14 protein-coding genes are annotated in these 13,758 nt (G+C 67.5%); 12 read left to right on the top strand and 2 right to left on the bottom strand.

The features are described from left to right. The first annotated feature begins 129 nt into the window (after nt 1-129). From G6N19_RS05720 to G6N19_RS05695, 6 genes are all read left to right on the top strand, one after another. Nucleotides 130-1,599: a glutamate--cysteine ligase gene (locus tag G6N19_RS05720; RefSeq protein ID WP_193465941.1), complete on the top strand. Its 1,470-nt coding sequence runs from the start codon at nt 130-132 to the stop codon at nt 1,597-1,599. A gap of 107 nt (nt 1,600-1,706) precedes the next feature. Then, nucleotides 1,707-2,465 (top strand): deoxyribonuclease IV, encoded by a 759-nt coding sequence (locus G6N19_RS05715; RefSeq protein WP_193465940.1) that lies wholly within the window; start codon nt 1,707-1,709, stop codon nt 2,463-2,465. Nucleotides 2,466-2,807: 342 nt separating this feature from the next. Further along, nucleotides 2,808-4,448, top strand: a complete 1,641-nt coding sequence (locus G6N19_RS05710) for an acyl-CoA dehydrogenase family protein (RefSeq protein WP_193465939.1) — start codon at nt 2,808-2,810, stop codon at nt 4,446-4,448. Between the two features lie 15 nt (nt 4,449-4,463). After that, nucleotides 4,464-5,399 carry a crotonase/enoyl-CoA hydratase family protein gene (locus G6N19_RS05705; RefSeq protein WP_013827630.1) on the top strand — a complete coding sequence of 312 codons (936 nt, stop codon included), beginning with the start codon at nt 4,464-4,466 and terminating at the stop codon, nt 5,397-5,399. A gap of 5 nt (nt 5,400-5,404) precedes the next feature. Further along, nucleotides 5,405-6,139 carry a PaaX family transcriptional regulator C-terminal domain-containing protein gene (locus tag G6N19_RS05700; protein ID WP_083037207.1) on the top strand — a complete coding sequence of 245 codons (735 nt, stop codon included), beginning with the start codon at nt 5,405-5,407 and terminating at the stop codon, nt 6,137-6,139. After that, nucleotides 6,136-6,894, top strand: a complete 759-nt coding sequence (locus G6N19_RS05695) for a crotonase/enoyl-CoA hydratase family protein (protein WP_083037208.1) — start codon at nt 6,136-6,138, stop codon at nt 6,892-6,894. The genes G6N19_RS05700 and G6N19_RS05695 overlap by 4 nt, the downstream gene beginning before the upstream one ends. A 26-nt stretch (nt 6,895-6,920) precedes the next feature. Here the strand turns inward: G6N19_RS05695 and G6N19_RS05690 are convergent, their stop codons facing one another. Continuing rightward, a complete protein-coding gene (locus G6N19_RS05690; protein ID WP_083037209.1) occupies nt 6,921-7,325 on the bottom strand; it encodes a DUF3060 domain-containing protein in 405 nt (134 codons plus the stop codon). Then, a complete protein-coding gene (locus tag G6N19_RS05685; protein ID WP_083037210.1) occupies nt 7,322-7,699 on the bottom strand; it encodes a DUF3060 domain-containing protein in 378 nt (125 codons plus the stop codon). Before G6N19_RS05685 ends, G6N19_RS05690 begins: the two co-directional genes overlap by 4 nt. 154 nt (nt 7,700-7,853) lie before the next feature. Here G6N19_RS05685 and G6N19_RS05680 point away from each other — a divergent pair, with 154 nt between their 5' ends. The 6 genes from G6N19_RS05680 (at nt 7,854) to G6N19_RS05655 (ending at nt 13,737) form a co-directional block, all read left to right on the top strand. Continuing rightward, the gene (locus G6N19_RS05680) at nt 7,854-8,483 is read left to right on the top strand and encodes a TetR/AcrR family transcriptional regulator (protein WP_041317059.1); all 630 of its coding nucleotides are present in this window, start codon (nt 7,854-7,856) and stop codon (nt 8,481-8,483) included. A 264-nt stretch (nt 8,484-8,747) separates the two neighbouring features. Next, nucleotides 8,748-9,122, top strand: a complete 375-nt coding sequence (gene rpsL, locus G6N19_RS05675) for a 30S ribosomal protein S12 (protein ID WP_013827636.1) — start codon at nt 8,748-8,750, stop codon at nt 9,120-9,122. Then, complete coding sequence (gene rpsG, locus G6N19_RS05670; protein ID WP_013827637.1) at nt 9,122-9,592, top strand: 30S ribosomal protein S7; 471 nt, start codon at nt 9,122-9,124, stop codon at nt 9,590-9,592. Before rpsL ends, rpsG begins: the two co-directional genes overlap by 1 nt. A 132-nt stretch (nt 9,593-9,724) precedes the next feature. After that, the gene (gene fusA / locus G6N19_RS05665; RefSeq protein WP_232062662.1) at nt 9,725-11,776 is read left to right on the top strand and encodes an elongation factor G; all 2,052 of its coding nucleotides are present in this window, start codon (nt 9,725-9,727) and stop codon (nt 11,774-11,776) included. A 90-nt stretch (nt 11,777-11,866) separates the two neighbouring features. Then, nucleotides 11,867-13,057 carry an elongation factor Tu gene (gene tuf / locus G6N19_RS05660; protein WP_013827639.1) on the top strand — a complete coding sequence of 397 codons (1,191 nt, stop codon included), beginning with the start codon at nt 11,867-11,869 and terminating at the stop codon, nt 13,055-13,057. A 464-nt stretch (nt 13,058-13,521) separates the two neighbouring features. Continuing rightward, on the top strand, nt 13,522-13,737 hold the full coding sequence (locus G6N19_RS05655; protein WP_193465938.1) for an MbtH family protein: 216 nt from the start codon (nt 13,522-13,524) through the stop codon (nt 13,735-13,737). Nucleotides 13,738-13,758: the final 21 nt, after the last annotated feature.

The following is a 13,758-nucleotide window of genomic DNA, read 5'->3' as shown; positions in this document are numbered from 1 at the left end:
CCCGGGTGCGCCCGGGGCTTTTCTCGTTCCTGCTGCCGAGTGGGAATCTAGCGACAGCTTCGTGGCGCGTCGCGTCGCCAGATTCCCACTCGGCAGCGTGCACAAGCGTGCGCAGCCGCCATGGTGGGTATGGGTGAGCAGGTGAACCACATCCCCTACGGTCGCACCCAACGTCAGCTCTACCGGCGCAAGATCCAGCAGTGCCTCGACGTCTTCGAGGCGATGCTGGCGCAGTCCGACTTCGACTGCGCGCAGCCGCTGACCGGCATGGAGATCGAGGGGAACCTGATCGACGGTGACTACCGGCCGGCGATGTCGAACTCCGATGTGCTCGCCACCATCGACGATCCGGCATATCAACGCGAACTGGGCGCCTACAACATCGAATTCAACGTCCCGCCGCGGCCGCTCTGCGGACGGTCGGGGCTGGAGTGGGAAGCCGAGGTGCGCTCGAGCCTCAACGCCGCCGAGGCCAAGGCCCGCGCCGACGGTGCACGCATCGTGATGATCGGCATCTTGCCCACGCTGATGCCCGAGCACCTGGCCAAGGACTGGATGAGCGACTCGGCCAGGTATGCGGCGCTCAACGACTCGATCTTCGCCGCACGCGGTGAGGAGCTCGCGATCGAGATCGACGGGCCGGAACCGCTGAGCCTCTACGCGGCGACGATCGCGCCGGAGTCGGCGTGCACCAGCATGCAGTTGCACCTGCAGGTGTCGCCGGCGCAGTTCGCCGACCACTGGAACGCCGCGCAGGTGCTGGCCGGTCCGCAATTGGCGTTGGGCGCCAACTCCCCGTACGTCTTCGGCCACCGGCTGTGGTCGGAGACCCGGGTCGAGTTGTTCGCCCAATCCACCGACACCCGCCCCGACGAACTGAAGAACCAGGGCGTACGGCCGCGAGTATGGTTCGGCGAGCGGTGGATCACCTCGATCTTCGACCTGTTCGAGGAGAACGTGCGCTACTTCCCATCGCTGCTGCCGGAGGTGTCCGACGAGGATCCGGCCGCCGAGCTGGCGCAGGGCCGCACCCCACAGCTCGCCGAGCTGCGCCTGCACAACGGGACGGTCTACCGGTGGAATCGGCCGGTCTACGACGTCGTCGACGGACGGCCACACCTGCGCGTGGAGAACCGGGTGTTGCCGTCCGGTCCGACGGTCGCCGACATGCTGGCCAACGCGGTCTTCTACTACGGTCTGCTGCGCAGCCTGGCGCACCAGCGGCGACCGCTGTGGTCCCAGATGAGCTTCGCCGCCGCCCACGCCAACTTCCGGGCGGCCGCCCGCCACGGCATCGACGCCCGGCTGTACTGGCCCGAGCTGGGGGAGGTGAGCGTGGCGGAGCTGACCCGGCGCGAACTGCTGCCGATGGCCCGTCGGGGCCTCGACGAATGGGGGGTGGCCGCCGAAGTGTCCGACCGCTTCCTCGGCATCATCGAGGGCCGGGTCGCCGCCGGGCGCAACGGCGCCACCTGGCAGGTATCGACGGTCCGGGCGCTGCAGGCACAGGGGATGAGCCGGCCCGACGCGCTCACCGAGATGCTGCGGCGTTACTGCGCGCAGATGCACACCAACCAGCCGGTGCACACCTGGCACTAGGTGTCCGGCTCGTCCCTCGCCCGCATCGTCGCCGAACTGACCCGACTGTCCGGCTTCTCAGCCGGCTCGTCCCTCGCCCGCATCGTCACCGAACTAAGCTGACCACCGTGTTGATCGGATCCCATGTGCGCCCGCAGAATCCGTTGGCGGCTGCCGAAGCCGAGGGCGCAGATGCGGTGCAGATCTTCCTCGGCAACCCGCAGAGCTGGAAGCCCCCCAAACCGCGCGAGGACGCAGCACAGCTGCGGGAGGCCGCGTTGCCGATCTACGTGCACGCGCCGTATCTGATCAACGTCGCCTCCCCGAACAACCGGGTGCGCATGCCCTCGCGCAAGGTCTTGCAGCAGACCTGCGACGCCGCCGCCGACATCGGCGCGGTCGCGGTGATCGTCCACGGCGGGCACGTCACCGCCGACGACGAGGATCCACTGGCCGGGTTCGTCCGCTGGCGCAAGGCGCTCGACCAGCTCGAGACGACCGTCCCGGTCTACCTGGAGAACACCGCCGGCGGGGACCACGCGATGGCCCGCCGCTTCGACACCATCGCCACGCTGTGGGATCACATCGGCGACACCGGGGTCGGGTTCTGCCTGGACACCTGCCACACCTGGGCGGCCGGGGAGTCCCTGCCCGACGCGGTGGAGCGGATCAAGGCCATCACCGGGCGCATCGACCTGGTGCATTGCAACGACTCCAAGGATGCCGCCGGCTCCGGCCGGGACCGCCATGCCAACTTCGGCACCGGACAGATCGATCCGGACCTGTTGGTCGCCGTCGTCCAGGCCGCCGGCGCCCCGGTCATCTGCGAGACCGCCGAAGAGGGCCGCAAGGCCGACATCGCCTTCCTGCGGGAACGCCTCGGCTGACCGCGGCGGCGGGAATACCTCACGCCCTATCCCAGGCGAAAATACATCCGTATTGACTGATTTCCCTAAAGGACTATGACAAGCGGTTGGCAATGTGCTATTAATTTGCTAGGCCCCGTCAGTAAGGGTGGCCTACACGGTCTCTCTCGCTGGAAGGATCCCCATGGCTGGGCGGCGCGGCTGCGGTGCGGCAGGGATGAGCAGCACTTAGCGCGGCGCCCCATAGACGCGGCGATCACGGCCCGGAACCTCCCGACCTCGGGCCGTGATCGCCGTTTGTTTGCGGGCCATAAGTCGGATTACATCCGTTGTGCAAACGTCGAAAAACTGTAATACTCGGTCATGGCCGATACGCACATAGTAACCAACCAGGTTCCACCCTTACAGGGCTACAATCCGGCCTCCTCACCGGTCCTCATCGAGGCGCTGATCCGTGAGGGCGGCCAGTGGGGCGTCGACGAAGTCACCGACCTCGGTGCCCTCTCCGGCTCCCGGCAAGTGCAGCGCTGGGGTGAGCTCGCCGATCGCAACCGCCCGGTTCTGCATACCCACGACGTGGTCGGCAACCGCATCGACGAAGTCGAATACGACCCCGCCTACCACGAGTTGATGCGCACCGCGATCGCCCACGGCCTGCACGCCGCCCCGTGGGCCGACCCGCGGCCGGGCGCCCACGTGGTGCGCGCGGCCCAGACCGGGGTATGGACCGCCGAGCCCGGCCACCTCTGTCCCATCTCGATGACCTACGCGATCATCCCGGCGCTGCGCTACAACCAGGAACTGTCGAAGACCTACGAGCCGCTGTTGACCAGTCGGGTCTATGACCCGGTGCTCGAGGTGCCCGCGACCAAGGCCGGCATCACCGCGGGAATGTCGATGACCGAGAAACAGGGCGGCTCCGATGTGCGCGCCGGCACCACCCAGGCGGCGCCGAACGCGGATGGCAGCTACACCCTGACCGGCCACAAGTGGTTCACCTCCGCGCCGATGTGCGATGTGTTCCTGGTGCTCGCCCAGGCGCCCGGCGGCCTGAGTTGCTTTTTCCTGCCGCGGGTACTGCCCGACGCAACGCGCAACCGGATGCGGCTGCAACGGCTCAAGGACAAGCTCGGAAATCACGCCAACGCCTCCAGCGAGATCGAGTACGACGGCGCGACCGCGTGGCTGGTCGGTGAGGAGGGGCGCGGCGTCTCGGTCATCATCGAGATGGTCAACCTGACCCGGCTGGACTGCGCGCTGGGCAGCGCCACCAGCATGCGGATGGGGCTGGCTCGCGCCATCTATCACGCGCAGCACCGAAAGGCGTTCGGCGACTACCTGATCGACCAGCCGCTGATGCGCAACGTGCTGGCCGACCTGGCGGTGGAGGCCGAGGCGGCCACCATGGTAACCATGCGGATGGCCGGCGCCACCGACAAGGCGATCCAGGGCGACGACCGTGAGGCGCTGCTCCGCAGGATCGGCCTGGCGGCCACCAAGTACTGGGTGTGCAAGCGCGCCACCGGCCACGCCGCCGAGGCGATGGAGTGCCTGGGTGGCAACGGCTACATCGAGGACTCGCTGATGCCGCGGCTGTACCGGGAGGCGCCGCTGATGGGCATCTGGGAGGGGTCGGGCAACGTCAGCGCGCTGGACACGCTGCGCGCGTTGGCCACTCAGCCCGACTCGGTGGCCGTGCTCTTCGACGAGTTGGCCGCCTCGGCCGGTCAGGACCGCCGGGTCGATGCGCACATCGATGCCCTCAAGACTCAACTGGGCGACCTGGGCGGTGATCTTCAGGCCGCCCAGTATCGGGCCCGCAAGATCGCCGAGGACATCTGCCTGGCGTTGCAGGGTGCGCTGCTGGTGCGTCACGGTCACCCGGCCGTCGCCGAGGCGTTCCTGACGACCCGTCTCGACGGGCAGTGGGGCGGGGCGTTCGGCACTCTGCCGGCCGGCCTGGAGCTGGGGCCGATCCTCGAGCGGTCCTTGGTGAAAGACTGAGGGTCAGGCGAATTCATGCGGCATCACATCGCCCCAGTGGAGTACGACAACCTGCGGACGATGACCTACGAGGTCACCGACCGCGTCGCCCGGATCACCTTCGACCGCCCGGAGAAGGGCAACGCGATCACCGCCGACACCCCGCTGGAACTGTCGGCCCTGGTGGAGCGGGCCGACCTGGATCCGAACGTGCACGTGATCCTGGTGTCCGGTCGCGGCGAGGGCTTCTGCGCCGGTTTCGACCTGAGTGCCTACGCCGAAGGGTCGTCGTCGGCGGGCGGCGAGGGCTACCGGGGCAGCGTGCTCGACGGCAAGGTGCAGGCGACCAACCACCGTGCCGATCAGCCGTGGGATCCGATGGTCGACTACCAGATGATGAGCCGGTTCGTTCGCGGCTTCGCCTCGCTGATGTACGCCGACAAACCGACCGTGGTCAAGATCCACGGCTACTGCGTGGCCGGCGGCACCGATATCGCCCTGCACGCCGACCAGGTGATCGCGGCGTCCGACGCCAAGATCGGCTACCCGCCGACCCGGGTGTGGGGGGTGCCGGCGGCCGGGCTGTGGGCACACCGGCTCGGCGACCAGCGTGCCAAACGCCTACTGCTGACCGGGGATTGCATCACCGGCGCCCAAGCCGCCGAATGGGGCCTGGCCATCGAGGCCCCGGATCCGGCGGATCTCGACGAGCGCACCGAACGCCTGGTCGCGCGTATCGCCGCGATGCCGGTCAATCAGCTGATCATGGCCAAGCTCGCGCTCAACACCGCGCTGCAGCAACAAGGCGTGGCGACCAGCCGGATGGTCAGCACCGTCTTCGACGGGGTGGCGCGGCACACTCCCGAGGGGCACGCGTTTGTCGCCGACGCGGTGGCACACGGGTTTCGCGAGGCGGTGCGTCACCGCGACGAGCCGTTCGGCGATCACGGCCGGCGAGCCTCGGGTGTGTAGCGGCCATGGCTGACGCACCCGTCCGCATGACGGCCCGCTCGGTGGTGCTGTCGGTGCTGCTGGGGGCGCACCCCGCCTCGGCCACATCTGCCGAACTGCTCAATCTCACAGCGGGTTTCGGCATCAAAGAGACCGCCATGCGGGTGGCGCTCACCCGGTTGGTCGCCGCCGGGGACCTGGTCCGCTCCGCCGGGGGCTATGGGCTTTCCGAACGCCTGCTCGAGCGCCAGCGCCGGCAGGACGAGGCGCTGAATCCGCAGACCCGGCGCTGGGGCGGCGACTGGCTCGCCGTGGTGATCACCAGCATCGGCTGCGACGCCCGAACCCGGGCCGCCTTGCGGTCCCGTCTGACCGAGCGGCGATTCGCCGAACTGCGCGAAGGGATTTGGATGCGCCCCGACAATATCGCCGTCGACCTGGGCGCTGAGCTGACCCCGCACACCCGACTGCTCATCGCGCGTGATGATCAACCGGCCGAACTCGCCGGCAGGCTGTGGGATCTGACCGGCTGGGCGGCAACCGGCAACGAACTGCTCGCCGGGATTGCGGCTGCCCCCGACGTGCCCGGCCGCTTCATCGTCGCCGCTGCCATGGTCCGCCATCTGCGCCGCGATCCGGTACTGCCCACCGAACTGCTCCCGCCGGACTGGCCGGGGGACCGGATCCGCAGCCGTTACGCGGAGTTCGTCGACGAGGTGGCCGCGCAGCGCGACGCCGGCCGAACAGTGGAGGTGCCATGAACGTGCGAGTGGAGCGCAGCGGCGCGGTGACCACAGTGATCCTGGACCGGCCGGAGGCGCGCAACGCCGTCGACGGACCGACCGCCGCCGCGTTGTATCAGGCCTTCGCCGAATTCGACCGCGACGACTCGGCAGCCGTGGCGGTGCTGTGGGGCGACCACGGAACCTTCTGCGCCGGAGCCGATCTCAAGGCGTTCGGCACCGAGAAGACCAATCAGACCCACCGCAGCGGGCCGGGGCCGATGGGGCCGACCCGGATGACGCTGACCAAGCCGGTGATCGCCGCGGTGAGCGGCTACGCCGTGGCCGGTGGCCTGGAACTGGCACTCTGGTGCGACCTGCGGGTCGCCGAGGCCGACGCGGTGTTCGGAGTGTTCTGCCGGCGTTGGGGGGTACCGCTCATCGACGGTGGCACCGTTCGGTTGCCCCGGCTGATCGGCCACAGCCGGGCCATGGACATGATCCTCACCGGGCGGGCCGTGGACGCCGCCGAGGCGCACGCGATCGGGCTGGCCAACCGGGTGGTGCCCACCGGGCAGGCCCGCGCCGCCGCCGAGCAATTGGCCGGCGAACTGGCCGAGTTGCCGCAGCGCTGCCTGCGCTCGGATCGGCTGTCGGTCCTGCACCAGTGGGGCATGACCGAACCGCATGCGATGGATGTGGAGTTCGGCAGCCTTGCGCGGGTGGCCGACGAGGCGCGGCGGGGGGCGGGCCGGTTCGCCGGTGGCGCCGGCCGGCACGGCGCCAAGGCCTGAGCGCCGCAACCCCGGACCGGGTGCGGTCAGCGGCTGCCGGCGATGGTGTTGCCCGATCCGCGGTCGTCCACGCTCGGCTCGCCGGCGCGGTAGGTGACCGAGTTGTTGAGCCCGGTGATCGTCAGTGACTTGTCGACCCGCTCGACGGTGATCCGGTTGTCCGCCCCTGCGACGTTCACCGCCTCGCAGCGGCCCCGGACCGTCAACCGGTTGTTGGACCCGGCCACATTGAGCGACTTGCCGTCGGCACAGTCCACCGCCGAGGTGGTCCCGAACGAGCCGTAATCGATGGTGTCGATACTCGAGCTCATCGACAGCCGCTTGGCCGGGGCCGCATCGGTGGCATCGTCGCAGCCGGCCAGACCGAGAACCAGACCGAGCATCAATGTGGTGATCGCGGCGCAGCGAAGCGGCGGCGACCCGCGGGTCACGCCGCTACGCGTTGGAGCCGGTTGGTCATTCCCAGCTCACGTCCGCGGTCGAACAGCAGCGGGTCGCCGTTGTGGTAGTACACGGTCTGGTCGTAGCCGTAAACGGTGACGTCGTTGATGATGGTCTCTGCGATGACGGTGTTCTGCGAGCCCTGCAAGGTCACCGCCCAGCAGTTGCCCATCGCGTGGACGGTGTTGTTGACCCCGTTGATGAACAGCGTGCCGCCGTTGCAGTCCAGCGTGCGCGTCTCGTGCACCCCGTAGACGTGGATGTCGCCGGGCACGGCGTGCGCGCTAGGGGTGCCGCCCGCCAAGCCGCCCGCCAAGCCGCCCGCGACGCACAGCAGCGCAGCACCCAGCGTGGTCCATTTCATCTGCGTGCCCCTCTCGACGGACGCGATCCCGGCAAAGCTTACGTCGCGCCGGCTCGGCCGTAGGCGAGTTCCCCCAACTAGCCGTCGATTAGAGTTTTGTGCTGTTCTCGCGGCCGTCTCCCGTCCGGCACCCGCGCTACGAAGGGCGAACACCATGTCAGCTCGGCCAGACCCGCCGTCGGCGGGTGGTCGCTCGCGCGGCAACGGCAGATCGGGGGCGCGCCCGGTCAAGCTGAGCCGGGATGTGATCGTCAACGCCGCATTGAACTTCCTGGACCGCGAGGGCTGGGACGCCCTGACCATCAACGCGCTGGCCACCCAGCTGGGCACCAAGGGCCCGTCGCTGTACAACCACGTACACAGCCTGGGTGACCTGCGCCGCGCGATGCGGATGCGTGTCATCGACGACATCCTCGAGATGCTGACCCAGGTCGGTCAGGGCCGCGCCCGTGACGACGCGGTGCTGGTGATGGCCGGCGCCTACCGCAGCTACGCCCACCACCACCCGGGCCGCTACTCGGCTTTCACCCGGATGCCGCTGGGCGGTGATGACCCGGAGTACACCGCGGCGGCCACCCGCGCCGCGGCCCCGGTGATCGAGGTGTTGGCGTCCTACGGGCTCGACGGCGACCGGGCGTTTCACGCCGCCCTGGAGTTCTGGGCGGCCATGCACGGTTTCGTGCTGCTGGAGATGACCGGGGTGATGGACAATGTCGACACCGACGCGGTCTTCGCCGACATGGTGCGCCGGTTGGCCGCGGGGATGGACAGCCGCACCGGGTAGCCGCGGCGGGGGCTGGGGGGCTGCAGGGAATGCTGGGGACGCGCTTTGACCTGCCGGAGTGCTGGCGGGTATTGTGGTAGCTCGTGCCTGGCCACCGAGGCGCGTTTGGTGACATAACGCGCGCGCCTGGCCCAATTCGCATGTCCATTATGCATCGGAGAAATCCGAGGCCGGCCCATGCGACACGCCCGACCGCGGGGTAGCGGTGGGGCGCAGGACAGCAGGATTTACAGAGTTTTGAACAGCGATACAGGAAGCCGGTAGATGCCAACCATTCAGCAGCTGGTCCGCAAAGGCCGCCGTGACAAGATCGGCAAGGTCAAGACCGCGGCCCTCAAGGGCAGCCCGCAGCGGCGTGGCGTGTGCACTCGCGTGTACACCACCACCCCGAAGAAGCCGAACTCGGCGCTTCGCAAGGTGGCCCGCGTCAGGCTGACCAGCCAGGTCGAGGTGACCGCCTACATCCCGGGCGAGGGTCACAACCTGCAAGAGCACTCGATGGTGCTGGTGCGTGGTGGCCGGGTGAAGGACCTGCCGGGTGTGCGTTACAAGATCATCCGCGGCTCGTTGGACACCCAGGGGGTCAAGAACCGCAAGCAGGCCCGCAGCCGCTACGGCGCCAAGAAGGAGAAGAGCTGATGCCGCGCAAGGGTCCCGCTCCCAAGCGTCCGCTGGTTTCCGACCCGGTCTACGGGTCCCAGCTGGTCACCCAGTTGGTCAACAAGGTGCTGATGGCCGGCAAGAAGTCACTGGCCGAGCGCATCGTCTACGGCGCGCTGGAGCAGGCGCGTGACAAGACCGGCACCGACCCGGTGGTCACGCTCAAGCGCGCACTGGACAACGTCAAGCCGGCCCTCGAGGTGCGCAGCCGCCGCGTCGGTGGCGCCACCTACCAGGTGCCGGTCGAGGTCCGGGCCGAGCGCTCCACCACGCTGGCGCTGCGCTGGCTGGTGAGTTTCTCGCGGCAGCGCCGGGAGAAGACGATGGTCGAGCGGCTGGCCAACGAGATCCTCGACGCCAGCAACGGGCTCGGCGCTTCGGTCAAGCGCCGGGAGGACACCCACAAGATGGCCGAGGCAAACCGGGCCTTCGCGCACTACCGCTGGTAGACGGCGGCCGGCACCCCGATTGACGGGGCAGGCCCGGCGACAACAAGCAATAGAAGTTATCGAAAGAGTGGGAAGACTGCTGTGGCACAGGACGTGCTCACCGACCTGAACAAGGTCCGCAACATCGGCATCATGGCGCACATCGATGCCGGCAAGACGACGACGACCGAGCGGATCCTGTACTACACCGGTGTCAACTACAAGATCGGTGAGACGCACGACGGCGCCTCCACCACCGACTGGATGGAGCAGGAGCAGGAGCGCGGCATCACCATCACCTCGGCCGCGGTGACCTGCTTCTGGAACCAGAACCAGATCAACATCATCGACACCCCGGGCCACGTCGACTTCACCGTCGAGGTGGAGCGGTCGCTGCGCGTCCTTGACGGCGCCGTTGCCGTCTTCGACGGCAAGGAAGGTGTGGAGCCGCAGTCCGAGCAGGTGTGGCGGCAGGCCGACAAGTACGACGTGCCGCGGATCTGCTTCGTCAACAAGATGGACAAGCTGGGCGCGGACTTCTACTTCACCGTGCGCACCATCAAGGAGCGCCTCGGCGCGACGCCCTTGGTGATCCAGCTGCCGATCGGCGCGGAGAACGACTTCGAGGGCATCGTCGACCTGGTCGAGATGAACGCCAAGGTGTGGCGCGGTGAGACGAAGCTCGGCGAGACTTACGAGACCGTCGAGATCCCGGCCGACCTGGCCGACAAGGCCGACGAGTACCGGACCGCGCTGCTGGAGGCCGTCGCCGAGACCGACGAGGCGCTGCTGGAGAAGTACCTCGGCGGTGAGGAGCTCTCGGTCGAGGAGATCAAGGGCGGCATCCGCAAGCTGACGGTTTCCTCGGAGCTCTACCCGGTGCTGTGCGGCAGCGCGTTCAAGAACAAGGGCGTCCAGCCGATGCTGGACGCGGTGATCGACTACCTGCCGTCGCCGCTGGACGTCGAGTCGGTGCAGGGTCACGTGCCCGGCAAGGAAGACGAGGTCATCAGCCGCAAGCCCAGCATCGACGAGCCGTTCTCGGCGCTGGCGTTCAAGATCGCGGTGCACCCGTTCTTCGGCAAGCTGACCTACGTGCGGGTGTACTCCGGCAAGGTGGAGTCCGGCGCCCAGGTGATCAACTCGACCAAGGGCAAGAAGGAGCGGCTGGGCAAGCTGTTCCAGATGCACTCCAACAAGGAGAACCCGGTCGACTCGGTTTCGGCCGGCCACATCTACGCGGTGATCGGGCTGAAGGACACCACCACCGGCGACACGCTGTGCGACTCGAACAACCAGATCGTGCTGGAGTCGATGACGTTCCCGGCCCCGGTCATCGAGGTCGCCATCGAGCCCAAGACCAAGAGCGACCAGGAGAAGTTGGGCCTGGCGATCCAGAAGCTGGCCGAAGAGGACCCGACCTTCAAGGTGCACCTCGACCAGGAGACCGGTCAGACCGTGATCGGCGGCATGGGCGAGCTGCACCTGGACATCCTGGTGGACCGGATGCGCCGCGAGTTCAAGGTCGAGGCCAACGTCGGCAAGCCGCAGGTGGCCTACAAGGAGACCATCCGCCGCAAGGTGGAGAAGGTCGAGTACACCCACAAGAAGCAGACGGGTGGGTCGGGCCAGTTCGCGAAGGTCATCATCGACCTCGAGCCGTTCACCGGCGAAGACGGTGCGACCTACGAGTTCGAGAACAAGGTCACCGGTGGCCGCGTCCCGCGCGAGTACATCCCCGCGGTCGACGCCGGCGCCCAGGACGCCATGCAGTACGGCGTGCTGGCCGGCTACCCGCTGGTCAACCTGAAGGTCACGCTGCTCGACGGTCAGTACCACGACGTCGACTCATCCGAGATGGCCTTCAAGGTGGCCGGCTCGCAGGCGCTGAAAAAGGCTGCCGCAGCGGCGCAGCCGGTGATCCTGGAACCGATCATGGCCGTCGAGGTCACCACGCCCGAGGACTACATGGGCGATGTGATCGGCGACCTGAACTCCCGCCGTGGTCAGATCCAGGCCATGGAGGAGCGCAGCGGTGCGCGTGTCGTCAAGGCGCAGGTGCCGTTGTCGGAGATGTTCGGCTACGTCGGAGACCTCCGGTCGAAGACCCAGGGCCGGGCGAACTACTCCATGGTGTTCGACTCCTACGCCGAAGTGCCGGCGCAGGTGGCGAAGGAGATTATCGCCAAGGCGACGGGCGAATAAACACCATCCGCCCGTGCCGCTACGGTGGCACAAACTAGAAAAGATCAAACCTGCTGTAACCCAGCACCAACAAGTCCAGGAGGACATGAAGTGGCGAAGGCGAAGTTCGAGCGGACGAAGCCGCACGTCAACATCGGGACCATCGGTCACGTTGACCACGGCAAGACCACGCTGACCGCGGCTATCACCAAGGTTCTGCACGACAAGTACCCGGAACTGAACGAGTCGCGTGCGTTCGACCAGATCGACAACGCTCCCGAGGAGCGGCAGCGCGGCATCACGATCAACATCTCCCACGTGGAGTACCAGACCGAGAAGCGGCACTACGCCCACGTCGACGCCCCGGGCCACGCCGACTACATCAAGAACATGATCACCGGTGCCGCCCAGATGGACGGCGCGATCCTGGTGGTCGCGGCCACCGACGGCCCGATGCCGCAGACCCGCGAGCACGTGCTGCTGGCCCGTCAGGTCGGTGTGCCCTACATCCTGGTGGCGCTGAACAAGTCCGACATGGTCGACGACGAGGAGCTGCTCGAGCTCGTCGAGATGGAGGTCCGCGAACTGCTGGCCGCCCAGGAGTTCGACGAGGAGGCCCCGGTGGTCCGCGTCTCGGCGCTCAAGGCGCTCGAGGGCGACGAGAAGTGGGTCAAGTCCGTCCAGGACCTGATGGAGGCCGTCGACGAGTCCATCCCGGACCCGGTCCGCGACACCGACAAGCCGTTCCTGATGCCCGTTGAGGACGTCTTCACCATCACCGGTCGTGGCACGGTGGTCACCGGTCGTGTCGAGCGCGGCGTGATCAACGTCAACGAGGAAGTCGAGATCGTCGGTATCCGTCCGGACACCACCAAGACCACCGTCACCGGTGTGGAGATGTTCCGCAAGCTGCTGGACCAGGGTCAGGCCGGCGACAACGTCGGTCTGCTGATCCGGGGTATCAAGCGTGAGGACGTCGAGCGTGGCCAGGTTGTGGTCAAGCCCGGCACCACCACCCCGCACACCGAGTTCGAGGGCCAGGCCTACATCCTGTCCAAGGACGAGGGCGGTCGGCACACGCCGTTCTTCACCAACTACCGTCCGCAGTTCTACTTCCGCACCACCGACGTGACCGGTGTGGTGAGCCTGCCGGAGGGCACCGAGATGGTGATGCCCGGTGACAACACCGAGATGAGCGTGAAGCTGATCCAGCCCGTCGCGATGGACGAGGGTCTGCGGTTCGCCATCCGTGAGGGTGGCCGCACCGTCGGCGCCGGCCGGGTCACCAAGATCATCAAGTGATCTGACGCACTGAACGAAAAGGTCCCCCACCGCGGAGGTGGGGGACCTTTTCTGTCTGGCCGGCCGGCACCGTCGTCCCGACCGCCGGCGCCGGGACCGGCTGACGCCAGACCTCGCGCCTTCGAGAGCGGAAATCGCTTCGGACACCAACCCTTCCGGGCGGCGTCGCGGGCGCTTCGACGAGAACCGGTCGAGCAAGGCCGCGCCCTGCGCGCGGCGCGGTAAGGTTCTCGATCAGGACCACTTCCTCGGGAAGGTGCGCGTTTCACTACGGCACCGGGGGCTGCGGCTCGTCCCCAGAGTTTCGTCGTTACCCTATTTTCCGGGGATCACTACTCTATTCTTTTGCCGCCATTACTCCATCGTTCCAATCTTTGTGGACACCGGTTTCGGCCCTGAGTAGCTTCGGAGATCCAAGGGCTAACGGGGGGCTCAGGTGGTCCAAGATTGAGGAGGATTGGATCGTGAGTCTGAACCCGTTCGATGACGATAATGGCAGGTTCGTCGTCTTGGTCAACGATGAGGAGCAGCACAGCTTGTGGCCGTCGTTCGCCAATGTACCGGCCGGCTGGACGGTGGCACACGGCGAGGCGGATCGCGCCGAGTGCCTGGACTACATCGAACACAACTGGCCTGACATTCGGCCCCGATCGCTGCGCGAGCGCTTAACGAGCGGGTAAGGACTCTCGGAGTCTTAGTGA

The organism is Mycobacterium novum (assembly GCF_010726505.1).
Taxonomy (GTDB): Bacteria; Actinomycetota; Actinomycetes; order Mycobacteriales; family Mycobacteriaceae; genus Mycobacterium; species Mycobacterium algericum.
This window is presented reverse-complemented; position numbering and strand designations above follow the sequence as displayed.